Origin of the sequence: Streptomyces sp. S.PB5, assembly GCF_030403745.1 — a bacterium.
Lineage (GTDB): Bacteria > Actinomycetota > Actinomycetes > Streptomycetales > Streptomycetaceae > Streptomyces.
Genome location: NZ_JAQMWP010000027.1, coordinates 29,760 through 56,117, shown reverse-complemented (window position 1 = coordinate 56,117; position 26,358 = coordinate 29,760). Strand labels below are relative to the sequence as shown.

21 protein-coding genes and 1 other RNA gene are annotated in these 26,358 nt (G+C 69.4%); 13 read left to right on the top strand and 9 right to left on the bottom strand.

The genetic code is table 11. The annotated features are described in order from the left end of the window. Nucleotides 1–18: 18 nt before the first annotated feature. The 6 genes from ftsX to dacB all read left to right on the top strand — a co-directional run bounded on the left by ftsX (nucleotide 19) and on the right by dacB (nucleotide 5,985). On the top strand, nucleotides 19–936 hold the full coding sequence (ftsX, locus tag PH203_RS43765) for a permease-like cell division protein FtsX (protein WP_289927884.1): 918 nt from the start codon (nucleotides 19–21) through the stop codon (nucleotides 934–936). 67 nt (nucleotides 937–1,003) lie between these two features. Beyond that, on the top strand, nucleotides 1,004–2,173 hold the full coding sequence (locus PH203_RS43760) for a S41 family peptidase (protein ID WP_289927883.1): 1,170 nt from the start codon (nucleotides 1,004–1,006) through the stop codon (nucleotides 2,171–2,173). Nucleotides 2,174–2,231: 58 nt separating this feature from the next. Next, entirely contained in the window at nucleotides 2,232–2,774 is a 543-nt protein-coding gene (gene smpB / locus PH203_RS43755) for an SsrA-binding protein SmpB (RefSeq protein ID WP_289927956.1), read from the top strand. 83 nt (nucleotides 2,775–2,857) lie between these two features. Next, nucleotides 2,858–3,263: a transfer-messenger RNA gene (gene ssrA / locus PH203_RS43750) on the top strand. A gap of 153 nt (nucleotides 3,264–3,416) precedes the next feature. Continuing rightward, a complete protein-coding gene (locus tag PH203_RS43745; RefSeq protein ID WP_289927882.1) occupies nucleotides 3,417–4,382 on the top strand; it encodes a PHB depolymerase family esterase in 966 nt (321 codons plus the stop codon). A gap of 46 nt (nucleotides 4,383–4,428) precedes the next feature. Further along, nucleotides 4,429–5,985 (top strand): D-alanyl-D-alanine carboxypeptidase/D-alanyl-D-alanine-endopeptidase, encoded by a 1,557-nt coding sequence (gene dacB / locus PH203_RS43740; protein ID WP_289927880.1) that lies wholly within the window; start codon nucleotides 4,429–4,431, stop codon nucleotides 5,983–5,985. Nucleotides 5,986–6,172: 187 nt separating this feature from the next. On the opposite strand, the gene PH203_RS43735 is transcribed toward dacB, so the two are convergent. The 7 genes from PH203_RS43735 to PH203_RS43705 all read right to left on the bottom strand — a co-directional run bounded on the left by PH203_RS43735 (nucleotide 6,173) and on the right by PH203_RS43705 (nucleotide 17,107). Then, a complete protein-coding gene (locus PH203_RS43735; protein ID WP_289927879.1) occupies nucleotides 6,173–9,085 on the bottom strand; it encodes a glycoside hydrolase family 3 protein in 2,913 nt (970 codons plus the stop codon). Nucleotides 9,086–9,129: 44 nt separating this feature from the next. Continuing rightward, nucleotides 9,130–10,140: a LacI family DNA-binding transcriptional regulator gene (locus PH203_RS43730; RefSeq protein ID WP_289927878.1), complete on the bottom strand. Its 1,011-nt coding sequence runs from the start codon at nucleotides 10,138–10,140 to the stop codon at nucleotides 9,130–9,132. Continuing rightward, the gene (gene yicI, locus PH203_RS43725) at nucleotides 10,140–12,389 is read right to left on the bottom strand and encodes an alpha-xylosidase (protein ID WP_289927877.1); all 2,250 of its coding nucleotides are present in this window, start codon (nucleotides 12,387–12,389) and stop codon (nucleotides 10,140–10,142) included. Before yicI ends, PH203_RS43730 begins: the two co-directional genes overlap by 1 nt. An 11-nt stretch (nucleotides 12,390–12,400) precedes the next feature. Then, nucleotides 12,401–13,225 carry a carbohydrate ABC transporter permease gene (locus tag PH203_RS43720; RefSeq protein WP_289927876.1) on the bottom strand — a complete coding sequence of 275 codons (825 nt, stop codon included), beginning with the start codon at nucleotides 13,223–13,225 and terminating at the stop codon, nucleotides 12,401–12,403. Beyond that, entirely contained in the window at nucleotides 13,222–14,169 is a 948-nt protein-coding gene (locus PH203_RS43715) for a sugar ABC transporter permease (RefSeq protein ID WP_289927875.1), read from the bottom strand. The genes PH203_RS43720 and PH203_RS43715 overlap by 4 nt, the downstream gene beginning before the upstream one ends. Further along, nucleotides 14,166–15,461 (bottom strand): extracellular solute-binding protein, encoded by a 1,296-nt coding sequence (locus PH203_RS43710; protein ID WP_289927874.1) that lies wholly within the window; start codon nucleotides 15,459–15,461, stop codon nucleotides 14,166–14,168. Before PH203_RS43710 ends, PH203_RS43715 begins: the two co-directional genes overlap by 4 nt. Nucleotides 15,462–15,808: 347 nt before the next feature. Further along, nucleotides 15,809–17,107: an MFS transporter gene (locus PH203_RS43705; RefSeq protein WP_289927872.1), complete on the bottom strand. Its 1,299-nt coding sequence runs from the start codon at nucleotides 17,105–17,107 to the stop codon at nucleotides 15,809–15,811. Nucleotides 17,108–17,190: 83 nt separating this feature from the next. On the opposite strand from PH203_RS43705, the gene PH203_RS43700 reads away from it, so the two are divergent. From PH203_RS43700 to PH203_RS43685, 4 genes are all read left to right on the top strand, one after another. Next, the gene (locus PH203_RS43700; protein ID WP_289927871.1) at nucleotides 17,191–18,162 is read left to right on the top strand and encodes a LysR family transcriptional regulator; all 972 of its coding nucleotides are present in this window, start codon (nucleotides 17,191–17,193) and stop codon (nucleotides 18,160–18,162) included. Between the two features lie 305 nt (nucleotides 18,163–18,467). After that, complete coding sequence (locus tag PH203_RS43695) at nucleotides 18,468–19,301, top strand: hypothetical protein (RefSeq protein ID WP_289927870.1); 834 nt, start codon at nucleotides 18,468–18,470, stop codon at nucleotides 19,299–19,301. Then, complete coding sequence (locus PH203_RS43690) at nucleotides 19,301–21,481, top strand: bifunctional polysaccharide deacetylase/glycosyltransferase family 2 protein (RefSeq protein WP_289927869.1); 2,181 nt, start codon at nucleotides 19,301–19,303, stop codon at nucleotides 21,479–21,481. Before PH203_RS43695 ends, PH203_RS43690 begins: the two co-directional genes overlap by 1 nt. After that, nucleotides 21,481–22,827 (top strand): acyltransferase, encoded by a 1,347-nt coding sequence (locus PH203_RS43685; RefSeq protein ID WP_289927868.1) that lies wholly within the window; start codon nucleotides 21,481–21,483, stop codon nucleotides 22,825–22,827. Before PH203_RS43690 ends, PH203_RS43685 begins: the two co-directional genes overlap by 1 nt. A gap of 164 nt (nucleotides 22,828–22,991) precedes the next feature. Here the strand turns inward: PH203_RS43685 and PH203_RS43680 are convergent, their stop codons facing one another. Next, nucleotides 22,992–23,243, bottom strand: a complete 252-nt coding sequence (locus tag PH203_RS43680; RefSeq protein ID WP_289927866.1) for a helix-turn-helix transcriptional regulator — start codon at nucleotides 23,241–23,243, stop codon at nucleotides 22,992–22,994. After that, on the bottom strand, nucleotides 23,243–23,866 hold the full coding sequence (locus PH203_RS43675) for a DUF2975 domain-containing protein (protein ID WP_289927864.1): 624 nt from the start codon (nucleotides 23,864–23,866) through the stop codon (nucleotides 23,243–23,245). The genes PH203_RS43680 and PH203_RS43675 overlap by 1 nt, the downstream gene beginning before the upstream one ends. Before the next feature lie 163 nt (nucleotides 23,867–24,029). Between PH203_RS43675 and PH203_RS43670 the strand changes: the two genes are divergently transcribed. Genes PH203_RS43670 through PH203_RS43660 form a run of 3 tightly spaced genes read left to right on the top strand, consistent with a single transcriptional unit; the run spans nucleotide 24,030 to nucleotide 26,358 of the window. Next, nucleotides 24,030–24,683, top strand: coding sequence for a hypothetical protein (locus tag PH203_RS43670; protein WP_289927863.1), 654 nt, complete (start codon nucleotides 24,030–24,032; stop codon nucleotides 24,681–24,683). After that, nucleotides 24,668–24,970, top strand: a complete 303-nt coding sequence (locus PH203_RS43665) for a hypothetical protein (RefSeq protein ID WP_289927862.1) — start codon at nucleotides 24,668–24,670, stop codon at nucleotides 24,968–24,970. The genes PH203_RS43670 and PH203_RS43665 overlap by 16 nt, the downstream gene beginning before the upstream one ends. Continuing rightward, nucleotides 24,967–26,358, top strand: coding sequence for a hypothetical protein (locus PH203_RS43660; RefSeq protein ID WP_289927861.1), 1,392 nt, complete (start codon nucleotides 24,967–24,969; stop codon nucleotides 26,356–26,358). The genes PH203_RS43665 and PH203_RS43660 overlap by 4 nt, the downstream gene beginning before the upstream one ends.

The window sequence follows — 26,358 nt, the reverse complement described above, 5'->3', positions numbered from 1 at the left end:
AAGGCTCAACCCGTCGCCATGCGCGCCCAGTTCGTACTCTCCGAGATCGGTGTCGGTCTCCGCCGCAATCTGACGATGACCTTCGCGGTCATCGTCTCCGTAGCCCTGTCCCTGGCCCTGTTCGGCGGTTCGCTCCTGATGAGCGACCAGGTCAGCACCATGAAGGGCTACTGGTACGACAAGGTCAACGTCTCGGTCTTCCTCTGCAACAAGAGCGATGCCGAGTCCGACCCCAACTGCGCCAAGGGCGCGGTCACCGCGGACCAGAAGAAGGAGATCCTCGGCGACCTCGACAAGATGTCGGTCGTCGAGAAGGTCACCTACGAGTCCCAGGACGAGGCCTACAAGCACTACAAGGAGCAGTTCGGCGACTCCCCGCTGGCCGCCTCCCTCACGCCGGACCAGATGCAGGAGTCGTACCGCATCAAGCTGAAGGACCCGGAGAAGTACCAGGTCGTCGCGACCGCCTTCGACGGCCGGGACGGGGTGCAGTCCGTGCAGGACCAGAAGGGCATCCTGGACAACCTCTTCGGCCTCCTCAACGGCATGAACTGGGCCGCCCGTGCGGTCATGGCGCTCATGCTCGTCGTCGCCCTGATGCTGATCGTCAACACGGTGCGTGTCTCGGCGTTCAGCCGCCGGCGCGAAACCGGAATCATGCGCCTGGTCGGCGCCTCGGGCTTCTACATCCAGGCCCCGTTCATCATGGAGGCCGCGGTCGCCGGGCTGATCGGAGGCACGGTCGCCTGCGGATTCCTCGTGGTCGCCCGGTACTTCATCATCGACCACGGCCTGGCCCTCTCCGAGAAGCTGAATCTGATCAACTTCATCGGCTGGGACGCCGTACTGACGAAACTCCCGCTCATCCTGGCGACCAGCCTTCTGATGCCTGCCATGGCGGCGTTTTTCGCGTTGCGCAAGTACCTGAAGGTGTGACACACGCCAAGAGGGCCGTACGGTCAACCGACCGTGCGGCCCTTCGCGTTGTCCTAGACTCACCCGCATGTCAGGCCGAGACCTGTTCTGTCAGCCCCGCCGCTTCGGCCGCGGGGCGGCCCTGACATTGGTTTTCGCGAGTGTGCTGGTCGCGGGGGCGGCGACGGGCTCGCTGCCCGAAGGCGACCGGAAAACGGCCCAGGACAGGGGCGGTTCAACCGCTCCGGCCGGGCATCACGAGAAGGTCGCCGAGGCCGCCGAGGAGGCGATGGCCGCCGGGAAGTCGCCCATGGAGGCCGCCGAGCGGGCCGTCAGCCGGAGCGGGGACCGGTGGGGGGCCGTGTACTCCCAGGGGGAGTACGAGGAGTTCGAGGAGGCCCTCGACGGCCGGTACACCGGCGTGGGGCTGTGGGCCCGGCGCGAGCGGGACGGCCGTATCGAGGTCACCAAGGTGCGCGCGGGGTCGCCCGCGGCCGCCGCCGGGGTCCGGGCCGGGGACCGGCTGCGCAGTGTCGACGGGGAGAAGGTCGACGGACGGCCGGTCACCGAGGTGGTCTCCTTACTGCGCGGTGACGCCAAGGACGCGGCCGCCGGTACGACCGTGACGCTCGGGCTGGAGCGCGGTACGCGCGTGTGGACCGAAACCCTGCGCCGGGCCAGTCTGTCCACGGAGTCGGTCACCGTTCGAAAACTCGCCGACGGAATCACCGTCATCAAGATCGACTCCTTCACCAAGGGCTCCGGCGACGCCGTCCGCACCGCGGTACGCCAGGCCCCCGCCGCCTCCGGCATCGTCCTCGACCTGCGCGGCAACTCCGGCGGCCTGGTCACCGAGGCCGTCACCGCCGCCTCCGCCTTCCTCGACGGCGGCCTCGTCGCCACGTACGACGTCGAAGGCGCCCAGCAGGCCCTGCACGCCGAACCCGGCGGTGACACCACCAGACCCCTGGTCGCGCTCGTCGACGGCGGCACGATGAGCGCGGCCGAGCTGCTCACCGGCGCACTGCAGGACCGGGGGCGGGCGGTCGTCGTGGGCTCCCGCACCTTCGGCAAGGGCTCGGTCCAGATGCCGAGCAGACTCCCCGACGGCTCCGTCGCCGAGCTGACCGTCGGGCACTACCGCACCCCCTCCGGGCGGGGCGTCGACGGCAAGGGCATCACGCCCGACCTGGACGCGGACCAGCGGGTCATCGAGCGGGCCGAGACGGTGCTCAGCGGGCTGGGCCCCCAGTCGTAAACGACTTCCCCCGCACCCCCTCCGTAGTGCGAAAATGGACGGCACTATGAGCAAGGGAATGTACGTACCGAAGGAGTCCCAGCCCAAGCAGGGCGGCGGGGGCGCGAAGGCGCAGGACGGCGAGAAGGGCGGCAAGAAGAAGATCGTCGCCCAGAACAAGAAGGCCCGCCACGACTACGCGATCATCGACACCTACGAGGCCGGCATCGTGCTGACCGGCACCGAGGTGAAGTCGCTGCGCCAGGGGCGGACCTCGCTGACCGACGGCTTCGTCCAGATCGACGGGGGCGAGGCGTGGCTGCACAACGCCCACATCCCCGAGTACGCGCAGGGCACCTGGACCAACCACTCCGCGCGCCGCAAGCGCAAGCTGCTGCTGCACCGCGAGGAGATCGACAAGCTGGAGTCCAAGTCCCAGGAGACGGGTCACACGATCGTGCCCCTCGCCGTGTACTTCAAGGACGGCCGGGCCAAGGCCGAGATCGCGCTCGCGCGAGGAAAGAAGGAGTACGACAAGCGGCAGACCCTGCGCGAGAAGCAGGACCGGCGGGAGTCGGACCGGGCGATCGCTGCGGCGAAGCGGAAGCAGCGGGGCCAGTAGGAATAGGCTGGCACCGTCGTACGTTGGTCACGTAGGATGGGCCGTGCACCTCACCGAAGGTGCATGCTTTGAAAAAACAACATGGGGATGATCGGTTTCGACAGCGGATGTCGAGGCAGGGGAAGCGTGTCGAGGAAGCGGCCATGATCTCGTAAACCACAGGCCGAAAAAAATAATCGCCACTATCAAGAGCGATTCTCCCAAGGCGACGCAGTTCGCCCTCGCTGCCTGATCTCAGGTAACTAGGCAACTGCCCCTTACTTAAGGGAGTGTCAGCCCGGGGCTGTTCCCGACCCGGATCCTGGCATCAGCTAGGGGACTAAACCTTGATCCCGGTCACGGGGTGAAGAGGGAAATCAAACAGTGACTGGGCCCGTCGGCGACTTGTTCGCGTGATCGCCGGGGCCGAGAAAATCACAGCGAACTGCACACGGAGAAGCCCTGGTTCCGCACCGTTGGACGCGGGTTCGATTCCCGCCATCTCCACTCGTCCCTCAGGGGACAACCCCATGTGGGCAAAGGCTCCGCCGCTTTCGAGTGGCGGGGCCTTTGTCATGCCGGACCGGCCACCATGGCCGGCGCGCCTGTTGTGGTGTGCGGACCCATATCGACGGGTCGTTCACGCTTCTACGGTCCCTCCTCATGACACAGACCAGAGCCGCGACCCTGCTCACCGTCCTGACGGCCCTCCTCGCCGTCCTCCTCACGCCCGCGCCCGCCTCCGCCGCCTCCCTCCAGGAGGTCACCGGGTTCGGCACCAACCCCGGTGCCCTGCGCATGTTCCGGTACGTCCCCGACGGGCTGCCCGCCGGGCGGCCCATCGTCGTCGCGCTGCACGGCTGCACCCAGAACGCCTCCGGATACGGCACCGGCAGCGGCTGGACGCAGCTCGCCGACCGCTGGGGCTTCTCCGTCGTCCTGCCGCAGCAGCAGTCCGCCAACAACGCCTCGCTCTGCTTCAACTGGTTCCAGAGCGGCGACATCGCGCGCGGTCAGGGCGAGGCCGCGTCCGTCGCGCAGATGGTGGACCGGCAGGTCGCCGATGTCGCCGGGGGCCGGGTGTATGTCACCGGGCTGTCCGCGGGGGGCGGGTTCGCCGCCGTGATGATGGCCGCGTACCCGGAGAAGTTCGCCGCGGGCGGGATCGTCGCCGGGCTGCCGTACGGGTGTGCGCAGGCCGCCGGGTCGCCGTATGTGTGCATGTACGTCGGGGCCACGCAGACGCCGGACCAGTGGGGTGACCGGGTGCGGGCGGCGCGGGCCGGGTACGCCGGGCCCTGGCCGACGCTGGTCGCCTTCCAGGGGAGCGCCGACTACACCGTGAAGCCCGTCAACATGACCGACCTGGTCGAGCAGTGGACGGATGTGCACGGGACCGATCAGACCGCGGACGTCAGCGACACCGTCGCCGGGTATCCGCACAGGACGTACCGGGACGCGGGCGGTGCCGCCGTCGTGGAGACGTACAGCGTCACCGGGATGGGGCACGGGCAGCCGGTCGACCCCGGGAGCGGGAGCGAGCAGTGCGGGACGGCCGGGGCGTACATCCTCGACGTGAATCTGTGCGCCGCCCACCGGATGGGTGCCGCGTGGGGGCTGAACGGCTGAGACGCGTTCTGGTGACGGGCGCCGAGATCCGGAATGCTCGGCTGCCATGAACCCCCATAGAACCAAGTGGACTTGGGCCGTCACCGTGGCGCTCGCCGCCGCCCTCCTCGGCCCCGGCGCACCGGCCGGAGCGGACGCCGACCGCTCCGGTCTGCCCGAGGCCATCGACACCGTCCTCGGCGACACCCGGATGGAGGGCGGGGTGGCGAGTGTCGTCGTCGCCGACGCGGCCAGCGGTGAGGTGCTGTACCAGCATCTGCCGAGCACGCGTCTGATGCCCGCCTCCAACACCAAGCTGCCCACCTCGGCCGCGGCGATGGAGATCCTCGGCCCCGACCACCGGTTCACCACCGATGTGCTGGCCGGCGGACGGCGGTACGGGTCCGTGCTCCGCGGTGATCTGTATCTGCGCGGCACCGGGGACCCGACCCTGCTCGCCGCCGACTACGACGAGCTCGCCGCGCAGGTCGCCGCCTCCGGTGTCACCCGCGTCGAGGGCCGGCTGATCGCCGACGACACCCGGTTCGACACCCAGCGGCTCGGCAGCGACTGGGCCAACGACGACGAGCCCTACTACTACGCGGCGCAGATCAGCGCGCTCAGCGTGGCGCCGGACACCGACTACGACACCGGGACCGTCATCGTGACGGTCGCACCGGGCGCGGCGGCGGGGGACAAGCCCGTCGTCACCGTCACGCCCGACACCGACTACGTCGACATCGACGTACGGGCCACGACGGTGGCCGCCGGAGGCGCGAACGCCCTCTCCGTCGAGCGCGAGCACGGCACCAACAGGATCGTCGTCAGCGGTACGACGCCCGTGGGCGGCGCCGGTACCAAGCAGTGGGCGACCGTGTGGGAGCCCACCGGATACGCGGCCGCCGTCTTCCGGGACGCGCTCGCCGACCACGGGGTCAAGGTCACCGGGCCGACCCGGCCGGGACGCCAGACTCCGGCCACCGCCAAACGGCTGGCCACGCACGACTCCATGCCGCTCAAGGACCTGCTCGTCCCGTTCATGAAGCTCTCCAACAACATGCACGCCGAGATCCTCACCAAGGCCATGGGGTACGAGGTGTCGAAGCAGGGGACCTGGAGCGCCGGGCTCGCCGCGATCACCGGATACCTCAAGGGCGTCGGCGTCGACGTGACCAAGGTGCGGCAGGTCGACGGGTCGGGGCTGTCGCGCAGGGACAACTTCCCCGCCGTCCAGTTCGTGAAGCTGCTGCTCGCCGTGCGCGCCGAGCCCTGGTACGCGGACTGGGAGCGCTCGTTGCCGGTCGCCTGTGATCCGGACCGGTTCGTCGGGGGCACCCTGCGCTCGCGGATGTGCGGGACGCCCGCCGCGCTCAACGCCCGTGCGAAGACGGGCTCGTTGACGGGGGCGTCCGGGCTCTCCGGGTACGTCACGGGCGCCGACGGCCGTGAACTGGTCTTCAGCATCGTCCTCAACAACTACCTGGCGTCCTCCGTGAAGCCGTTGGAGGACGCCATCGTGGTCACGCTCGCGAAGTCGACCGAGGAGGCCGCCACGCTGGTCGAGCCGAAGTCGGCCCGGGGCGGCGACCTCGAGTGCGCCTGGCGCAAGCCCGTGCTCTGCTAAGCGCTTCGCTGGATGTACGGCGATGGGCCGTCGTTTGTCTGCGGCGCCGCCGTGGCTGGTCGCGCCCCGCGGCGGAGCCGCACATGGATACAGCCCCGCGCCCCTTTGGGGCGCGGGTGAGCCGCAGCGGACTTCGCCCGACCCGCTCAGGGAGTTCGAGGCATCGGGCCTGCGCCACGCGGCGGTCTCAGCGCAGACTGAACATCGCCAGGCGCAGGCCCTCCCCCCTCAGGACCAGATACACATCGGTACGGCCCTTCGCCGCCCGCGAGAGACCGGCGGTCACCGTCTCATAGGTGTACGGCGACGAGGTGCCGCCGAAGGCCGCCGTACCGACGAGGGTGCCGGTCGGGGAGCCCAGCCGGACCTCGACCGTGCCCGCGGCGCCGGCCACGCGTGCGGTGAACTCGTCGGCGCCCGAGCCCAGTCGGGCGTCCGCGAACTTCAGCCACGCGCTGCCTGCCGCGGCCCCCACCGCCGTACCCCGCTCCTTCGACTCGTCGACGAGACGCGTGCCCTCGTAGTCGTCGAAGTTCTCGGCGCGGGTCGTACGGGTCAGATCGCGGGCCGGGATGGTCTCGCCGGACACCTGCCAGGTCGTGCGGGCGCGGATGTCGGCGGAGGAGGAGCCCACCAGGATGTCGTAAGTGCCGCTCTCCACCACCCACTTGGAGCGGGTGACGTCCCAGTGCGCGAGGTCCTTCTTCGTCAGCTTCAGCTTGACCGCCTTCGTCTCGCCCGGCTTCAGCGTCACCCGCTGGAAGGCCTCCAGCTGCTTCAGGGGCTGCTTGTCGCGGGAGACGCGCTGGTGGGCGTAGAGCTGGACGACCTCGGCGCCGGAGCGGGGGCCGGTGTTGGTGACCTTGACCTCGTAGCCGCCGGGCACCGGCTTCAGCGGGCCGTAGCGGAAGGACGTGTAGGAGAGCCCGTGGCCGAAGGGGTAGAGCGGGCTGCCCTTGAAGTACTGGTAGGTGCGGTCGGACTTGATGATGTCGTAGTCGAGGATCGACGGGAGGTCCGACTCCGAGCGGTACCAGGTCTGGGTGAGGCGGCCCGACGGGTTGGCATCGCCGTACAGCAGGTCCGCCAGGGCGTTGCCGGTCTCCTGGCCCGCGTGGGAGGTCCACAGGAGCGCCGGGACCTCCTGCTGGAGGGCGCCGAGGGTGGTCGGGTAGCTGTTCTCGACGATCACGACCGTGTGCGGGTTGGCCTTGAGGACCGCTCTGACCAGGGCTTCCTGTGCCGGAGCCAGGCCCATGTCGGTGCGGTCGTGGGCCTCGCGGCCGTTGATCGCCGGGTTGGAGCCGACGACCACGACCGCCGAGTCCTTGCCCTTGACGGCGGCCACGGCCTCGTCGACGCCGCTGCGGACGACGTCCTTCGTGTAGTGGGCGGCCTGCTCCTTGGCCACCAGGCCGAGCGTGCCGTCCGTGCCGGTCGGACCGAGGTAGACCGGGTTGCCCCACCAGGGTTCCTCGGTCTCGTAACCGGCGTACCGGAGGAGGTAGGTGCCGTCGCTCTGCTGCTCCAGCCCGAACTGCTGCTGGGCGAACCAACCGCCGGGCTGGACCTGGTCGTTGACGAAGCTGCTCCAGTTGTAGCCGACGTACTTGCCGTTGGCGGCCGAGCGCAGGGTGACCACGCCGCCGCCCCAGTCGGAGACGTCGAACTGCGTTGCCGTGCCGGTCTCTTCGGCTTCCTTCAACGGCTCGCCGTCCGTGTCCGTCCCCGCCGTGACGTACTTGCCCGTCGCCGCGTTCTTCAGCGCGATCCGGTCGACGCCCTCGCTGGTCGCGACATCGGTGCCGAGCTTGGCCGCGATGCCCTCGGCGGGCGTGACCGCGTACGGCAGCGTGCCCGAGTACCAGTCGGTGTAGAGGGTGTCGGCGAGGGGGCCGACCACGGCCACGTCCTTCTGCGACTTCTTCAGCGGCAGCGCGCCCGCCTGGTTCTTGAGCAGCACCGCACCCTCGGTCGCCGCCTTGCGCGCCAGCTGCTGGTGGGCGGGGCTGTTGATGACGGACTTGTCGATCGAGCCGTACTTGCCGCCGCCCGGGTCGAACTCACCGAGCCGGACGCGCACGGACAGGATGTGCCCGGCGGCCTCGTTCACGTCTGCTTCCTTCAACAGGCCTTTCTCCAGCGCCGACTTGACGGCGTCGGTGGTTATCGAGGAGTTCGCGTCGTTGTCCGTGAAGCTGTCGATGCCGGCCTTGATCGCGGCCGCGTCACCCTCGACCACGCTCGGGTAGTACTTCTGGTCGCCGTGGAGGTTGCCGGGGCCGGCGGCGTCGGTGACGTTCAGGAGGTCGTAGGAGGTCCACTTCCGCACGACCTCGTCCAGGTCCGGGTTGACGGTCGCGGGGCGGCCGTTGACGAGGTTGTACGAGGACATCACGCCGGTCGCCGCGTTCGCCTCGATCGCCGGTTTGAAGGCCGCCTCGTCGTACTCCTTCGCGACGCGCGGGCGCAGCTCGGAGGAGGTGGTCGTGCGGTGCCACTCGTTGTTGTTGGCGAGGTAGTGCTTGAGGGTCGGTGCCGTCTTCAGATGGTCGGGGTCGCCGCCCGTCAGTCCCTCGCCGTACGCCGTCGCCAGCGCGCCGGTCAGCTCGGGGTCCTCGCTGTAGCCCTCCTCGTTGCGGCCCCAGCGCGGGTCGCGGAGCGGATTCACCACCGGCGCCCAGAGGTTGAGGCCCCAGCCCGGCGGGCGTTCCTGCTGGAAGCCGCGCGCCTCGTCGCCGACCGCCGAGCCGACCTGCTCCATCAGGGCCGGGTCCCAGCTGGAGGCCAGGCCGACGGCCTGCGGGAACACGGTGGTCTCGCCGAGCCAGGCGACGCCGTGCAGGGCCTCGGTGCCGGTGCGGAAGGACTGGATGCCGAGGCGGGGGATGGCGGGCTGGTACTGGTGGAGGAGGGAGATCTTCTCGTCGAGGGTGAGGCGGTCCAGGAGGTCGTCGACGCGCTGGTCCACGGTCAGGGACGGGTCCCGGAAGGGGTACGCGGGGTCCTCGGCGTGCGCGGGGACGGTGGCGCCGAGCCCTGCGACCAGGGCCAGCGCCACCACGAGCGTGGATCTGCGTCTCTTGTTGCTGCCTTTCATCAAGCGGCTCCTTCGAGTAGGGCCTTGCATCAACGGGGGTCGTCTCAGGGCGTGTTGCGCGGTGCCGTGCTCGCGCGTTCCGTCATCCGGGGCGGCAGCAGCGTGGCCTCGGGCACGGTCCTGGAGTCGAGCTTGCGCATGAGCAGCTCCACGGCCCGCTCGCCCACCTCGGCGGACGGCAGGGCGACGGAGGTGACGGGGACGCGGAGGTTCTCGGCGAGTTCGTCGGGGCAGATCGCGGTGATCGACAGGTCGGTGGGGACGCGCAGGCCGAGTTGCTCGAAGGCCTCGACGAGCGGCTCCAGGATCGCCTCGTTGTGCACGACGACGCCGGTCAACGCGGGCTGTTCGCGCAGCAGTTGCTCGGCGATCTCGCGGGCGGCCGCGGGCGTGGCCTCGCAGGGGTGGACGGAGGAGGAGAGGTGGCTCCGGTCGGCGGCGGCGGTGAAGCCCTGGACCACCCGCTGGGCGAACGCGGTCTGGCGGACGTAGACCTCCGGCGGCGAGCCGACGAGGGCCACCACCCGGTGCCCCAGCCGTGCCAGATGCTCCACGCACGCCTCGCCGGCCGCCTTGAAGTCGAGGTCGATGCAGGTCAGGCCCTCGGCGTCGGCGGGGAAGCCGATCATCACCGACGGCCGTTCCAGGGAGCGCAGCAACGGCTTGCGGGGGTCGTCGAGTTGGACGTCCATGACGATGAACCCGTCCACGAGCGAGGTGTCGGCGACCCGTCGCAGCCCGTCCTCGCCCTCCTCCTGGGTGAGGAGCAGTACGTCGTGGTCGTGGCGCCGGGCCGTCGTCACCACCGACACCGCGAACTGCATGACGACCGGGACGTGGATGCCGGCCCGCAAGGGCACGACGAGGGCCAGCACATTGGATCTGCTGCTGGCCAGGGCGCGGGCGCCCGCGTGCGGGCGGTAGCCGAGCTCGTGGATGGCGGCCTCGACGCGCTGCCGGGTCTCCTCGGAGATGGGGCGCTTGCCGCTGAGGGCGTAGGAGACCGTACTGGGGGAGACGCCGGCGTGCCGCGCCACGTCGGTGATCTTCACCATCAGTCCAGCTCCAGCGAGAGGAAGCCGGTGCCCGCCGCGGCCCGCGCGCTCCGCTCGCCGACGGTCAGCCCCCACGGCGCCGACGGATCGCTGCACGACGCCCGCAGGGTGTCCCCTTCGCGTACGACGGTGAAGGCGACCTCCCCGACCCGGACGACCACCCGGTCGCCCCGCTCCAGCCGGTAGGCGTGCAGGGTCACCCCGTCGGCGTGGTCGTAGTCGGGCCGGTCGGCCACCGCGCCCACCGGGATCACCGCGCCCGGCCTGACCAGCAGCGGCACGCTCATGAAGTCGTGCTTCTCCTTCACCCAGCGCGGCCCGGTCACCGTCCCGCCGCCCACGAGGTGGGTCCAGGTGCCCTCGGGCACGTAGTACGCCACCTCCCCGTCGTCGGAGAACACCGGCGCCACCAGCAGGTCGGGGCCGAGCATGTACTGCCGCTCCAGATGCGCGCACCCGGGGTCGTCCGGGAACTCCAGGACCATGGCCCGCATGACGGGCGTGCCCTCGGTGTGGGCGGTGCGGGCGGCCTCGTAGAGGTAGGGCATCAGGCTGAGCTTCAGCCGGGTGAAGTGCCGCAGTACGTCCACCGACTCCTCGTCGAACAGCCACGGGACCCGGTAGGAGGAGCTGCCGTGCAGCCGGCTGTGGGAGGACAGCAGGCCGAACGCCAGCCACCGCTTGAACAGCGCGGGGCTCGGTGTGCCCTCGAAGCCGCCGATGTCATGGCTCCAGAAGCCGAAGCCCGACAGCCCGAGGGAGAGGCCACCCCTGAGCGACTCCGCCATCGACTCGTACGTCGCCTCGCAGTCGCCGCCCCAGTGCACCGGGAACTTCTGGCTGCCGGCCGTCGCCGAGCGGGCGAAGACCACCGCCTCCTGCTCGCCGCGGTGCTTGCGCAGCACGTCGAAGACCGTGCGGTTGTAGAGGTACGTGTAGTAGTTGTGCATCCGCTCCGGGTCCGAGCCGTCGGCCCAGGCCACGTCCGTCGGCACCCGCTCGCCGAAGTCCGTCTTGAAGCAGTCCACGCCCTGCGCGAGCAGCGCCTCCAGCTTGCCCGCGTACCAGTCCCGGGCGGCCGGGGAGGTGAAGTCGACCAGCGCCATGCCCGGTTGCCACAGGTCCCACTGCCACACGCTGCCGTCGGGCCGCTTCAGCAGATGTCCGAGCGCCTTGCCCTCCGCGAACAGCGGGGAGCGCTGGGCGATGTACGGGTTGATCCAGACGCTGACCCGCAGGTCCCGGTCGTGCAGCCGGGACAGCATGCCCGTCGGGTCGGGGAAGACCCGCGGGTCCCACTGGAAGTCGCACCAGTTGAACTCGCGCATCCAGAAGCAGTCGAAGTGGAAGACCGACAGGGGCAGTTCACGCTCCCGCATGCCCTCGATGAACGACGTCACCGTCTCCTCGTCGTACGACGTCGTGAAGGACGTCGACAGCCACAGCCCGAACGACCAGGCGGGCGGGAGCGCCGGGCGGCCGGTGAGGGCGGTGTACTTGCGGAGGATGTCCTTCGGGTCCGGGCCGTGGATGACGTAGTACGTCAACTGCTGGGTCTCGGCGCTGAACTGGACCTTCGACACCGTCTCCGAGCCGACCTCGAAGGAGACCTTGCCCGGGTGGTCGACGAAGACGCCGTAGCCCGCGTCCGTGAGGAAGAACGGGACGTTCTTGTAGGCCTGTTCGGTGGCCGTGCCGCCGTCGGCGTTCCAGATGTCGACGATCTGGCCGTTCTTGACCAGCGGGCCGAAGCGTTCGCCGAGGCCGTAGACCGAGGTGCCGACGGCGAGGTTCAGCTGCTCGCGCAGGTAGTGGGCGCCGTCCGCGTCGCGCATGATGCCCATGCCCTTGGGGCCGCTGGAGGTGAGCGTGCGGCCGTGGGCGAGGAAGTCGACGTGCCAGGAGCCGGTGCGGGCCACCCGGACCGACAGGGCGCCGGAGGTGAGGGTCGCGTGCTCCTCGTCGTACTCGGTGTGGGTGGCGAACTCCTCCTTCGTCACCTCGAATCGGGGGCCGCGCGGCTGCTCGCCCTCGAAGTGGGTGAAGGTGAGGCCGATGACGTCCGGCATCGGGGAGTGGGCACTGATCGTCACGACCGGTCCCTTCAGCAGGTCGCCGCGGTGGCGGATGGGCTGCGTGGGCGCGTGGATCTCCAGCGCGCCCTCGGTGGCGGTGACGTCGAGGACTTCGACCGGGTGGGCCGCGGTGACGCCCTCGCGCAGCAGCCAGTAGCCGTCGGTGAACTTCATGTGGGGGTTCCTTACTTCACCGCTCCCACGGCGATGCCGCGGGTGAGCGTGCGCTGGAAGAGGAGGAAGAACACGATCGCGGGGAGCACGCCTAGCAGGGCCGCCGCGTTGGTCATGGTGGCGTCCATCAGACGCTGGCCCTGGAGGACGCCGAGGGCCACCGACACCGTCTGGTTGTCGTTGGAGATCAGCATGACCAGGGGGAGCAGGAACTCGTTCCAGGTCCAGATGAAGAAGAAGACCGCCAGCACACCGAGGGTCGGGCGGCTCACCGGGACGACGATCCGCCACAGGATCTGCCACTTGTTCGCGCCGTCGATGCGGGCCGCCTCGATGATCTCGCGGGGGAACTCGCCGAGCACGGAGGAGAGCAGATACGTGCCGAACGCCGCCTGGATGACCGTGAACACGATGATCACGCTCAGCCGGGTGTCGTAGAGGCCCGCCTCCTTGCTCAGGTAGTAGACCGGGTAGACCAGCGCCTCCTGCGGCAGCAGGTTCGCCAGGACGAAGAAGGCGAGGACCCAGGTGCGGCCCTTGACGCGGCCGATGCCGATCGCGTACGCGTTGAGGACCGACAGGGCCACGGCCAGGATCGCGACGAAGCCGCTGATCAGCACGGAGTTGAACAGCTTCTGGCTGTAGTCGACGCGCTCCCAGAAATCCTTCAGGCCGTCGACGTAGAAGCCGTCGGGGAGGCTGAGCGGGCCGTTCTGGCTGTACTCCGCCGGGGACTTGAAGGCGTTCAGCGTGACGATCAGGAACGGCACGATCATGAACAGGGCGGCGACGCACAGGGCGATGAGGACGGGGTAACGCCTGAGCGCGGTGCTCATGCTCTCTCCTCCGCGCGGGTCTGGAGTTTCAGGCCGATCAGGGAGAGCGCCAGGATGATCACCGTGAGCACGGTGGAGATCGCGGCGCCATAGCCGACCTGCGTCTTCTCGAAGAACGTGGTGAAGGAGAAGTAGGAGGGGACGTTCGTCGCGCCGCCCGGGCCGCCCTTGGTCAGGACGTACACCGCCCCGAACACCTTCAGCGCGGCGACCGTGCACCAGGTCAGCACGACGTAGATCTCCGGGCGGATCTGCGGCAGCGTGACGTGCCAGAAGCGCCGCCACCAGCCGGCCCCGTCCAGCTCGGCCGCCTCGTGCAACTGCGGGTCCACGCGCTGGAGTCCGGCCATGAAGACGACCAGCGGGAAGCCGATCTGTACCCACACCATCACGCCCATCACGCTGTAGAGCGCGATGTCGGGGTCGCCGAGCCAGTCCTGCTGCCAGGAGGCGAGGCCGACGGCCTTGAGCAGCGCGTTGAGCGAGCCGTTGTCGGGGGCGAGGATCCAGCTCCAGACGATGCCGGCGACGGCGATCGGCAGCACCTGCGGGAGGTAGAAGCACGCGCGCAGTACGGCCACGACCTTCGAGCCGAAGTGCTTGCCGATGTAGTCGAACAGCGCGGCGGCCAGGACCAGTCCGATCGCCGTCGGCACGGCCGCCATCGCGACGACCATGAACAGGCTGTGCCGGAAGGACGCCCAGAACTCGGAGTCGTCCATCAGCTCGCGGTAGTTGGCGAGTCCGGTCCAGCTCGGGGAGCCCACGCCCTGCCAGTCGGTGAAGCCGATGTACGTGTTCATCAGGAACGGGGCGATGATCACGGCCAGGAAGGCGAGGACACCGGGGAGCAGGAACAGGGCGTAGGAGTCGCGGGGGCGGCGGGGGTGACCGGCCGGTGCCGCCTTGCCGGCCACCCCGCGCTTCTCGACGGTCACCGTCATTGCTTCGGCACGCCCTTGTCGTAGGCGTCCTGGAGGGCGTCCAGATAGCCGTCCGGCTTCTCGCTGTCGGTGATCAGCTTCTGGGTCTGGGAGACCAGGACGTCGTAGTAGCCGGGCACCGGCCAGTCCGGGTAGAAGGCCAGGCCGTCACGCTGGGAGAGCGTGTTGAAGTTGTCGATGAGCTCCTTCGCCTTCGGCTCGGTGATGGCGCTCGCGTCGGCCGCGACCGGGACACCGCCCTTGTTGCCGAGCAGGTTCTGGATCCTCTTCGACATGGTGATGTCGATGAAGTCGTAGGCGAGCTCCTTGTTCTTGGCGCCCTTGGGGACGACCCACATGTTGCCGCCGGAGCCGGGGCTGAGGTTCGAGCCGGGCCACAGGAAGGTGCCCCAGTCGAACTTCACCTCGTCGACGAACCGGCCGTACCACCAGCTGCCGGAGAACAGGATCGGCGACTTGCCCTGGATGAAGGAGACGCCCGCGTCCTCGGCCTTGGTGCTGCTGGAGGTCTTGGCGATGTAGCCCTTCTTCACCCAGTCGGCGAACGTCTCGGCGGCGTAGGTCCAGGCGGGGTCGTGGAAGTCGGTCTTGCCCTTGTAGAGCTGGTAGGAGTCGACCCAGGCGCGGTCGGCCTTCGACAGGGCGAGCTGGTAGAGGTACTGCTGGGCCGGGTACTCGGCGCCGGCGTTGGCCAGCGGGGTGACCTTGTTCTGGACGAACTTGTCCATCGCGGCGGTCAGTTCGTCGAACGTCTTCGGCTCGGCGATCCCGTACTTCTTGAAGAGGTCCTTGTTGTAGTACACCATCGTGTACTCGGCGTAGTTGGGCACGCCGTACCACTTGCCGGAGCCCATGATTCCGTTGGTGTCGTACGTGCTGACGGTGCGGACGCTCGGGCTGAGCTTCTTGTCCCAGCCGCGGCTCGTGGCCTCTTGGGTGAGGTCGGTGAGCAGCCCCTGCTTGGAGAGCAGGCCGGCGGACGCGTTGCCCTTCAGGTACTCCATGACGTCGGGCGCGTCGGAGGAGTTGAGGACCATCGGGGCGGTCTTCTGGATCTGTTCGAAGCCCTTCTCCTCGAACTCGACCTTCACGCCCGGGTGTTTGGCCTCGAACTCCTTGATCGCCTCGTTCCAGGCCTGGCCCATCGCGCTGTTCGGACCCTCGTAGTGCCACAGCTTGAGCGTCTTGCCATCTCCTGAGGACCCGTTGTCGGAGTCCCCGCAGGAGGTCAGGAGCAGTGCTCCGGCGGCCAGTACCGCCGTTGCCACCACACGCCTTCGTGTCGTCAACATCCCGTGCCTCCAGGGAGGTTCGGAGCCGGATGGTTCTCGGGGTGGCGTCACGCGGTGGGATCGACGGGGTTCGACGGGGATCGTCGAATCGATTCGATGCGTGACGTCGAAGCGCTTCGACGGGCGAAGGTATGTGGGGGTTGGGAGGGCGTCAATGGGGTGCGCACGAATTGGTGGCCGAGAGGTTCTTCCGCCCCCGCCGCCCCTACCCGTCCCGTACCTGGGGGCTGCCGCCCCCGGACCCCCGCTGTCGGCCCTGAACGGGCCTCGTCCTCAAACGCCGGACGGGCTGGATGTGGCTGAACTGAATTCAGCCCCTCCGGCGTTCGAAGAGCGGGGGTCCGCGGTCAGCGACGTGACGTCCACCCCAGCGTGATCATCAGCGCCGCCGCGGCCGCAGTCGCCGGTACCCCGAAACCCGCCGTCGCCGACAGGTGTTCCGTCATCCACCCTCCCGCCGCGCTGCCCCCGGCGATCCCGCCCAGCAGCCCGGTCACCGCCAGGGTCATGCCCTCGTTGACGCGGCCCTCGGGTGTGCGTTCCTGGATGAGCGTCATGCCCGTCACCATGGTCGGCGCCGTCGCCATCCCGGCGACCAGCAGCGCGCCCGCGAGGACCGGCAGGGAGCCCGTCAGGGACGCGGCCAGCAGCGGCAGGGTCATCAGGGCCGTCATCGCCGCCACGCACCAGGGGTAACGGTGTTCGGCCGGACCGGTCGGGTGCCACGCGCCGTACAGCAGACCCGCCGCGCACGAACCGGCCGCCTGGAGGGCGAGGACGGCTCCGGCTGCCGAGGGGTGGCCCTGTGCGTCCGCGAAGGCGATCGTGACGACCTCCATGGAGCCGAACACCGCGCCCATGGCGAGGCAGATCGCGAGGAGCGGGGGGATGCCGGGGGCGCGGAGAGGCGACTTCGCCTTCCTCGGCCGTTCGGCCACGGGCGGCTCCGTCGCGCGCTGGGCCGTGAAGACCAGCATGCCCGCGACCAGCAGTGCCACCCCGGTCAGCGTGCCCGCCTCCGGGGCGAGCGAGGTGCACAGCAGCGCCGCCAGCACCGGGCCCAGCATGAAGCACAGTTCGTCCGCGGCCTGCTCGAAGGAGTTCGCGGTGTGCAGGGCCTTCTCGTCGCCCTTCAGCAGGTGGGCCCAGCGGGCCCGGGACATGCCGCCGATGTTCGGGGTCGTGGCGGTGGCGGCGTACGCGGCGAACAGGGTCCAGGCGGGAGCGTCCCGCCGTACGCACAGCGCGAGAGCGAGCGCCCCGAGCGCCGCGAGCAGCGTGGCCGGTACGGCGACCCGGGCCTGGCCGTACCGGTCGACGAGCCGTGCCGTCCAGGGCGCGACCAGCGCGGTCGCCGCGAGGCCGGTCGCGGAGACGGCGCCGGCGAGGGCGTACGAGTCCCGCGCGGCGACGATCATGAGGACCGCGCTCACGCTGAACATGCCCATGGGGAGTCGGGCGAAGAGATTGCCGGCGGTGAAGGCGCGGGTGCCCGGGTGGGTGAAGAGGCGGCGGTACGGGCCGGGGGCCTTGCGGCTGGGGCGCGGGGTGCGTGGCGGGCGGGGGGTGAAGTCGACTGCTATGAGCATGTCTCCGGTTGTGGTGAACATGGGTTGCGACGTGGGTTGCAGCATGGGGTGCGGCATGTGTTCACCGTCACCCGGGAGCGATCACCGGGTCCAACACCTGATCGGTGGGCATTCACGCACTTCCGTTGTAAGTTCGCCGGATGTCCGCCCCCGCCCACATCGACCCGCGCCTCCTGCGTGCCTTCCTCGCCGTCGCCGAGGAACTGCACTTCACCCGCGCCGCCGCCCGCCTCTATGTCGCCCAGCAGGCGCTCAGCCGCGACGTACGGCGGCTGGAGCGGGAGTTGGGCGCCGAGCTCTTCGTACGGACCACCCGGCAGGTGACGCTGACGGCCGACGGGGAGCGGCTGGTGCCGCACGCACGGCGGGTACTGGCGGCGCAGGACGCGTTGATCGCGGCCTTCGGGCAGGTCAGGCCGCTGCTGGTCGACCTCAACTCGCCCGGCCTCCGCACCGGCCGCCGGGTGCTGCACCGGGCCCGTGAACTCGCCCCCGACCTGGAGCTGATGGCCCGCTACGAGAGCGGGCTGACCGGCGCCGCGGCCGAGGTGCTCGCGGGACGCCTCGACGCCTCCTTCGGCCGGTACGCGGGGCTCGCCCCGGCACTGCGGGCGGGCCTCGATCATCAGCTCGTCCGGCTGGAACCCATGGCCGTCGTGCTGCCCGAGGAGCACCGGCTGGCGCGGCTCGACGCCGTGCCGCTGGCCGAGCTGGCGGGGGAGTCGGTGTACGCGGGGGCCGGAAATCCGCGGACGCCGGAGTGGACCGGCCTCGCGCGCGAGCTGTTCGACGGACGGGGGATCGAGGTCGCGTCACCCGCTCCGCTCGCTGTCGGTGACGAGGAGTTCCAGCGGATCATGGCCAAGACCCGGAACCCGATCCTCGCCGTGGTGGATTTTCCGGCCATGCCCTCGACCGTGCTGCGGCCGTTGATCGATCCCGTGCCCATGTCACCTGTGTCACTTGTGTGGAGAAAGGGGCTGGTGCACCCCGGAATCGACGCTCTTCGACAGGCGGCGAACGAGCTCTCGGCCGCCGAAGGATGGCTACGGAGGCCCGCCGAGGGATGGATTTCGGCCATCGACAAAAGCGCTATGAATGTCCACAAGTGACACATCACAAACGCATCCGCCTCGCGTGCGCTACATTCGTTGCCCTGAGCACGATGTGGTAAGGGGGGCGCTCGGACCGGGTGGGGGCTCGGTTCGGCGGCGGGTGCTCGGAGTCGTGAGCGCACCCAGAACAGTCCCGTGGGGGGATGTACGTGCGCGAAAACAATTGGCGGGAAGACGCCCAACCGGAATGGCCTCAGGTGGCATCCGGGGTCCGGGGAATCCCAGCAACCGGGGACCGGACCCAGGCGTTCCCGGACACGAGGGGAACGGAAGTCCTGTCGTCGTCCACGGACGAGACGACGGTGCTGCCGAAGGCGGCCTCCGCCTTCCGTGACCCCTGGGAGCCGTCCGGTGGCGTCGGCGGCAACACCCATGACCCGGACACCCATGACCCGCAGCTCCATGACGTCCACACCGACGCCCACACCCATGACCCGCATGAGGTGACCGTCCAGCTGGACGCCGTCGTCCTGCGGGCCGACGGGCGGATCGAGGGCCAGGGCGGCGGCAACGCCCCCGACGGTTCGGACGGTTCGGACTGTTCCGACGGTCCGGTGTTCGTCGACGAGTCCGGCCGCAGAAGCCGCAGATTCCGCCGTATCGGCATCTTCGTCGGCATTGCCTGCGCGATCTACGCCATGGTCATCGTCGGCACCCTGCTCTCCGGTAACTCCAACGCCCCCTGGCTGCCCGTACCGGGCCAGGGCGAGGGCAAGGAGGCGGGTCAGGTGGAGAACTCGCCGCTGCCCACGGACACTGCCGAGCCCACCACCGCCGGCAGTCACTCACCCGGCGTCTCTCCGTCCGCCGGCTCCGGTACTGCGCCGTCGGCGGGCGCCTCCGCCACCGCACCCGGCGCCTCCGCCACCACCACGAACCCCAGTGGCTCCGCTGACCCGAAGCCGACGGCGACGAAGACCACCTCGGGCACCGGGACCAACCCCACCCCGGACCCCGAGGGCCCGACCGGCTCGCCGACCAGCAGCCCGGACCCGACGCCCACCGAGGACGCCCCGCCCACTCCCACCCAGACGCAGGGCGGCGACAGCGCCGGGACGGGTACCGACACGGTGGCCGACGGCGTGAACGACTCCTCCGTCGGCACCACGACCCCGGCCCCGGAGAACACCGTCTGATGGCAACCCGCACCCGCCGTACCGGGGCCGCACCCGTCTCCCGGCGCCGCCTGCCCATGCGCTTGCTGCTGCCCTGCCTCCTGCTCTGCGCCCTGATGGCGATGCTGATGCTGCGCGGCTACGTCCACAGCGAGATCCTCGCCGACTACCGTGTCGCGCCCTCCACGGCCAACGACAAGGTGCCGCAGGAGATCCTCGAGGGCGGCCCGGTCATCGACACCCGCAGCGGCCGCAGTATCAGCATGGACGTGCCCGACGACACCGTCGTCCTCACCTTCGACGACGGTCCCGACCCCGAGTGGACCCCGAAGGTGCTGGACACCTTGAAGAAGTACGACGCGCACGCCGTCTTCTTCATCACCGGCACGATGGCCTCCCGGTACCCGGACCTCGTCCAGCGCATGGTGGACGAGGGCCACGAGATCGGTCTGCACACCTTCAACCACCCCGACCTCTCGTACCAGTCGAAGAAACGCATCGACTGGGAGCTGTCCCAGAACCAGCTCGCGCTCGCCGGTTCCGTCGGCATCCGCAGCTCCCTGTTCCGGCCGCCGTACTCCTCCAAGGCCGCGAACATGGACAACAACTCCTGGCCGGTCACCGAGTACATCGGCGGCCGCGGCTACATCACGGTGGTCAACGACACCGAGAGCGAGGACTGGCGCAAGCCGGGTGTCGAAGCGATCGTCCGCAACTCCACACCCGAGAACGGTGAAGGCGCCATCGTCCTGATGCACGACTCCGGCGGCGACCGGCATCAGACGGTTCAGGCCCTGGGCCGGCTCATTCCCCAACTCCAGAAGAAAGGCTACGAGTTCCAGAACCTCACCGAGGCCCTGCACGCCCCCAGCGCACACACCGAGGTCACCGGCCTCGAACTGTGGAAGGGCAAGGCCTGGATCTTCCTGGTCGGTGCCTCCAGCAGCATCACCGCGGTCCTGGTCGTCTGCCTCGCGGTCATCGGTTTCCTCGTCTTCGCCCGCTTCGGCCTGATGCTGCTGCTGTCCGGTGCGCACGCCCGCCGCACCCGCCGCCGCGACTTCGTCTGGGGCCCGAACGCGCCGGTCACCGAACCGGTGTCCGTGCTGGTCCCGGCGTACAACGAGGCCAAGTGCATCGAGAACACCGTGCGGTCGCTGATGCGCAGCGAACACCCCATCGAGGTCATCGTCATCGACGACGGCTCCAGCGACGGCACGGCCCGGCTCGTGGAGGGGCTCGGGCTGCCGAACGTACGGGTGATCCGGCAGCTCAACGCCGGCAAACCGGCCGCCCTCAACCGCGGTCTGGCGAACGCCCGTCACGACCTGATCGTGATGATGGACGGCGACACGGTCTTCGAACCCGCCACCGTCCGCGAACTGGTGCAACCCTTCGCCGACCCGCGCGTCGGCGCGGTCGCGGGCAACGCCAAGGTCGGCAACAAGGACACCCTCATCGGTGCCTGGCAGCACATCGAGTATGTGATGGGCTTCAACCTCGACCGCCGTATGTACGACGTCCTGCAGTGCATGCCGACGATCCCGGGCGCGGTCGGGGCCTTCCGGCGCTCGGCCCTGGAACGGGTCGGCGGCATGAGCGACGACACCCTCGCCGAGGACACCGACATCACGATGGCGATGCACCGCGACGGCTGGCGCGTGGTCTACGCCGAGAAGGCCCGGGCCTGGACCGAAGCCCCGGAATCCGTCCAGCAGTTGTGGTCGCAGCGCTATCGCTGGTCGTACGGGACCATGCAGGCCATCTGGAAGCACCGCAGGGCGTTGGTGGAACGCGGCCCGTCCGGACGCTTCGGCCGCGTCGGTCTTCCCCTCGTCTCCCTGTTCATGGTCGTCGCACCGCTGCTGGCGCCGCTGATCGACGTGTTCCTGATCTACGGACTGGTTTTCGGCCCCACCGACAAGACGATCCTCGCCTGGTTCGGCGTCCTGGCCATCCAGCTGACCTGCGCGGCGTACGCCTTCGTCCTGGACCGTGAGCGACTGACCCCGCTCATCTCGCTGCCCCTGCAGCAGATCCTCTACCGCCAGCTCATGTACGTCGTGCTGCTGCAGTCCTGGATCACGGCGCTCACCGGCGGCCGGCTGCGCTGGCAGAAGCTGCGGCGCAAGGGCGGTGTATCGGCTCCGCCGAGCGCGCCCGCCGGACGCGGCCAGGTCGTGGGCGGGAGGCCGATCTGATGGGCACGCCACCCCCCTATGAGCCGTCGCCTCTCGAGCGGTCGCCCTTCGAGCCGCCGTCCTTCGAGCCGCCGTCCTTCGAGCCGCCGTCCCACCCCCGATCCGCCCCGCAGAAAGTCCTGGACGTGGCCGCACCCGCCCTGCCGTCCGATGCGGCGGACCCAGCCCGGCCGACGGTGCCCGAACAGCCTCCGAAGAAGGGGCCGGTCCGTGACCGCTACTTCGACCTGCTGCGGGCCCTCGCCCTCTTCCGCGTGGTCCTCTACCACCTGACCGGCTGGGCCTGGCTCCCCCTGGTGTTCCCCTCCATGGGCGTGATGTTCGCGCTCGCCGGCAACCTGATGGCGCGCTCGCTGAAGCGTCCTGCGGCCCAGGTCATCAAGAGCCGCATCCGCCGTCTGGTGCTCCCCCTGTGGGTTCTCGGAGCGGTGGGCGTCACCGGCATGGTCCTCCAGGGCTGGAGCCCCGACTCCGAGGGGCACCCGGGCTGGTGGTGGCTCCACCTCACCTACTGGATCCTCCCGCTGAGCGACCCGCCGTACGCCGAGGGCCTGCCCGGCATCCACGGCTACCTCGGCGAGAACTGGGCCGTGGACCTCGCAGGACCGCTCTGGTATCTGCGCGCCTACCTCTGGTACGTCCTGCTGTCGCCGTTGCTCCTCAAGGCGCTCCGCGCCCTTCCGGTCGCGACCCTCTTGGCCCCCGTCGCGCTCTCGGCCGCGTTCCAGTTCGGCTACATCACCCTGCCCGGAGAGCGGATCCCCTCCGCGCTCACCGACTTCAGCACTTTCGGCGCCTGCTGGATCCTCGGCATGGCACATCAGGAAGGCGTCCTGAAACGACTGCCGGGCTACGTCGTCCCGTCCGTGGCGCCCGCCATCGCCCTGCTCGGACTCTGGTACGCGACAAAGCACGGCTTCTCCCAGGGCAACGACCTGGACACCATGCCGTTCGCCCAGGCTCTGTGGTCCCTCGGTACCGTCATGATCCTGCTGCACGTCAGTCCTTCGTGGTCCGAGTGGCCACGGCGACTGCGCCGCTGGGACCGGGTGATCACCCTGCTCAACGCCCGTGCCGTGACGATCTATCTGTGGCACAACACGTGCGTCGTCGTCGCGGTGACCATCTGGGACCGGTTGTGGAACATCGACGTGATGTGGCAGCACTTCTCCTGGCTCCTGGAGAGCCAGTGGCCGGTTCTCGTCTTCACCTGGGTGCTCATCTGCAGCTGCGTCGTCTGGTTCGGCTGGGCTGAGGACCTGGCGGCGAAGCGGAAGCCGCAGCTGTGGCCGGACGGGGCGCAGATCACGCGCCCCAAGCCCAGACGCGCGGCGCACCGGGGATAACGAACGTCGGGCCGCCCCAACGGCCGCCGCCGACGGGAGGGGCGCTAATCAGTAATCAGGGATTGGCAGATCTGTTCCATTGCTGGTGCTGAATCCTGCAGGTGGGCGCGGTCCGGCGTGAAACAGATCTGCCAATTGCCGATTGCCGGTTGATCGGGGGCGAGCTAGCGGCTTGGGCGGGGTTTGGTGGTTGGGGTGTAGCTGAGGATGTCTCCCGGTTGGCACTGCAGGGCTTCGCAGAGTCGGGTGAGGGTTGTGAAGCGGATTGCCTTGGCGCGGCCGTTCTTGAGGACCGAGAGGTTGACGTTGGTGACGCCTACGCGCTGGGCGAGTTCGGTGACGGTCATGCCGCGTTCGCTGAGGAGTTTGTCGAGGTGGACCTCGATCTCGTGGCCCTCTTCGTCGTCGGCCGGCATCAGACGACCCCTTCGAGGTCCTCGCGCATGGCCACGCCCGCCTTGGTGATCCGGGCGAAGGTCAGCAGGCCGAGCGCGGTCAGGACGGCCAGGTAGGGGAAGCTCCACATGTCCAGCCAGGAGTCGGGCGTGAACTCCACCCGCTCGGCCAGGTCGGCGAGCAGTACCGTCCGGGCAGTGGTCTCGACGATCGCGACGAGCAGGCTCCCGGCCAGCAGCCACCAGCCGAGCACCCGGAGCCGGGATGCCGTCTGCGTGGTGTAGATGCCGTCCCGTGCCGCTCCGGTGAGCAGGCGGTGGAGCAGGAAGAGGCTGCTGATCAGGAGCAACGTCGTGGGCAGTTCGCCGAGTTGGTTGAGCAGACGCATCGCGGTGTCCGCGTTCTCGGCGCAGTAGCGGGGGATCGCGTCGGCCGTCGCCCCGCTCGCCGGGGAGCCGAAGGTGTTGTCGTCGACCCCCGTGATGCTCATGTCGTCGGCGATGCAGACGACCCCGCCGCCCCAACTCCCGCGGGCCACCGAGAGGACCAGGCCCACCGTCGCGAGGGCCACCAGGAGCCGTAGGACTATGGACACGATCGTGGCCATCGGTTCCAGCATCCTGCGGTTTTCGGTCGTGCTCATGGTTCCCCCGTCGCCTTATCGATTGTCGTTGTTATCGATAAACGATGTTATCGAGAAACGATAAGGCGTCAAGCCCTCGCGCCCCACAGCTCGCTCTGGTGCCCCCGCGTACCCGGCCGCTACCGTTGCGCTGCCGCGTACCGCCACCGAGAGAACGACAAAATTGAGCCAGGAACCGACCAACGCACCGCCCCTCGGACGCGCGCCGGTGTTCGGGCTGATCACGCCCGAGGACTGGTACCGCATCCCGCTCCAGCCGCAGGACCGCCGGGAGGCGTCCGTCGCTGCGCTGGTCAAGCGGCAGTTCGCCGGCGTCGACGACCAGCCGGTCCTGCGCCGCAAGACCGAGGAACAGCTCCTCGGCACCGCCGAGGCCGGGGCCGAGCAGGGCGGCGCAGTGCTGTACCTGTCGTTCCTGGAGGCCGGCGGCATTCCGCTGTCCGCCTCGCTGCTCGTCTCCCATCTGTACGAGAAGTTCGACGCGCTGGATGCCGTGGCGGCGCTGGTGGGTTCGGGCGAGGTCGGGCTGATCACGCTGCCTGCCGCGGGGCGGGCGGCCCGGCTGGTGCGGCGGGAGCAGTCCAAGCAGTCACGGAAGCTGGGGTCCGAGTTCCAGGACACGGTGGTGGAGTACTTCGTGCCCGTCCCGGACCGGGACGAGGTGCTGATGCTCACCTTCAGTACGCCTCTGGAGCCGATCGCCGACGCCATGGTGGAGCTGTTCGACGCGGTCGCCGGGACTCTGTGCTGGCAGCGGCAGAGCGACGAGGACGTTCAGAACTACACGGGGGACGAAGAAGCGTGGGCGACAAACTGAGGGTCTCGCTCGACGACCTGGAGCTGGCCGGTACCGGGCTGCGGACCGTGGCCACCGAGCTCGAAGGGCTCGACAAGCTCATGGACGCCTATGACCGCCGTACCGTCGGCCACGGCGAACTGCACGAGCGGCTGCAGGACTTCTCCGACGGGTGGGACGACAACCGCAAGAAGATGATCGAGTCGATCCAGGGACTCGGGCAGATGGCCCACGAGTCCGCCAAGGCGTACAAGGAACTCGACACCGCGCTCTACGACGCGCTCACCGGCAAGGGGAAGAAGAAGTGACCCGGCCCGCCGAGCATCGATGGGAGGTGCTGGGGGAGAGCGGTGACCCGGTGCCCGGTGACGTCCATGACATGAAGGCGCTCTCCCGCCGGTTCGAGGCCACCGCCAAGACCATCACCGACACCGCCGCCGCCCTGCGCCGCCTCGGCAACCAGGAGAGCTGGGACTCCGAGGCCGGACGCGCCTTCGCCGACAAGGCCGATGACACCGCGAAGACGGTGAGCAAGGCGCACGACCGCTACGCCGACGCCGCGTCCGCGCTGAAGACGTACTACACCGACCTGGAGACCATCCAGTCGGACGCCGACGAGATCCTGCGCGACGCCGAGACCAAGGCGGGTGAGCTGGGCAAGGCGAAGACCAGTGCCGAGAACCCGCCCAAGGGCACTGAGGAGGGCGAGCAGAAGAAGCTCGACAAGAAGGTCACCGACCTCCAGGACGGGCTCTCCGATCTGCGCGACCGGCTCGCGGCCGTCAAGACCCGGCACAAGGACGCCGGCGACAAGGCCGCCAAGAAGATCCGCGACACGACCGAGAGCGACGGCCTCAACGACTCGTGGCTCGACGACATGCGGGACGCGCTGAAGATGATCAGCGACATCACAGGAGCCATCGCCGCGGTGTGCGGGATCCTCGCCCTGGTCGTCGGCTGGATCCCCATCATCGGCCAGGCCCTGGCCGGCGTGCTCGGCACCATCGCCCTGGTGATGACGGCCATCTCCCTGGTCTGCCATGTCCTGCTGGCCGTCAACGGCGACGGCTCCTGGGGCGATGTCGCGATGGACGTCCTGGGTCTTGCCACCTTCGGTATCGGCCGGGTCTTCTCCGCGGGCTCCAAGCTCGCCGCCACCGTCGGGCGCAGCCGGGTCTGGCAGGCGGCCGACGACTACGTCCGCGCCTGGAACAGGGGCATGAACTCCGACGCCCGCCGCCGTCTCGTCGAGGCGATGGTCGGCCCGCGCGCCGGAGCTACCGGCTCGGCCGCCCTGCCGGACGTGTCCCTGGCGGCCGCCTTCAGGGGCCTGCCCCGCTCCTTCGCCGACGACCTCGGCACCATCCGCAGCAACTGGTCGGACCTGTTCAAGGTCGGCGACAACTTCTCCGCCGCCCGCGACGCCTACAACGCCGCCGGCGCACGCGGCCTGGCCAGCATGTACGCCGGTCCCGGCATGGTCGACGAACTCGGCCGCATGCGGAACATCGACGCCTCCGACCTCACCTTCATCGGCACCCCGGACGCCTTCAAGCAGGCCCTCGCCTACAACTCGCTGGGCCTCGGCGGCACCGGCGTCGGCGCGGGCTCCGACACCAACAGCTTCATCGGCCTGTTCGGCGGCGACGACGCCCCCGACGTGACCGGCTCCGACGCGTCGCTGGCAGGAAGGTGA

Coding starts and splice junctions, on each gene's coding strand:
- ftsX (WP_289927884.1), top strand. CDS start 19: ATGCGCGCCCAGTTCGTACTCTCCGAGATCGGTGTCGGTCTCCGCCGC.
- PH203_RS43760 (WP_289927883.1), top strand. CDS start 1,004: ATGTCAGGCCGAGACCTGTTCTGTCAGCCCCGCCGCTTCGGCCGCGGG.
- smpB (WP_289927956.1), top strand. CDS start 2,232: ATGTACGTACCGAAGGAGTCCCAGCCCAAGCAGGGCGGCGGGGGCGCG.
- PH203_RS43745 (WP_289927882.1), top strand. CDS start 3,417: ATGACACAGACCAGAGCCGCGACCCTGCTCACCGTCCTGACGGCCCTC.
- dacB (WP_289927880.1), top strand. CDS start 4,429: ATGAACCCCCATAGAACCAAGTGGACTTGGGCCGTCACCGTGGCGCTC.
- PH203_RS43735 (WP_289927879.1), bottom strand. CDS start 9,085: ATGAAAGGCAGCAACAAGAGACGCAGATCCACGCTCGTGGTGGCGCTG.
- PH203_RS43730 (WP_289927878.1), bottom strand. CDS start 10,140: ATGGTGAAGATCACCGACGTGGCGCGGCACGCCGGCGTCTCCCCCAGT.
- yicI (WP_289927877.1), bottom strand. CDS start 12,389: ATGAAGTTCACCGACGGCTACTGGCTGCTGCGCGAGGGCGTCACCGCG.
- PH203_RS43720 (WP_289927876.1), bottom strand. CDS start 13,225: ATGAGCACCGCGCTCAGGCGTTACCCCGTCCTCATCGCCCTGTGCGTC.
- PH203_RS43715 (WP_289927875.1), bottom strand. CDS start 14,169: ATGACGGTGACCGTCGAGAAGCGCGGGGTGGCCGGCAAGGCGGCACCG.
- PH203_RS43710 (WP_289927874.1), bottom strand. CDS start 15,461: ATGTTGACGACACGAAGGCGTGTGGTGGCAACGGCGGTACTGGCCGCC.
- PH203_RS43705 (WP_289927872.1), bottom strand. CDS start 17,107: ATGCCGCACCCCATGCTGCAACCCACGTCGCAACCCATGTTCACCACA.
- PH203_RS43700 (WP_289927871.1), top strand. CDS start 17,191: ATGTCCGCCCCCGCCCACATCGACCCGCGCCTCCTGCGTGCCTTCCTC.
- PH203_RS43690 (WP_289927869.1), top strand. CDS start 19,301: ATGGCAACCCGCACCCGCCGTACCGGGGCCGCACCCGTCTCCCGGCGC.
- PH203_RS43685 (WP_289927868.1), top strand. CDS start 21,481: ATGGGCACGCCACCCCCCTATGAGCCGTCGCCTCTCGAGCGGTCGCCC.
- PH203_RS43680 (WP_289927866.1), bottom strand. CDS start 23,243: ATGCCGGCCGACGACGAAGAGGGCCACGAGATCGAGGTCCACCTCGAC.
- PH203_RS43675 (WP_289927864.1), bottom strand. CDS start 23,866: ATGAGCACGACCGAAAACCGCAGGATGCTGGAACCGATGGCCACGATC.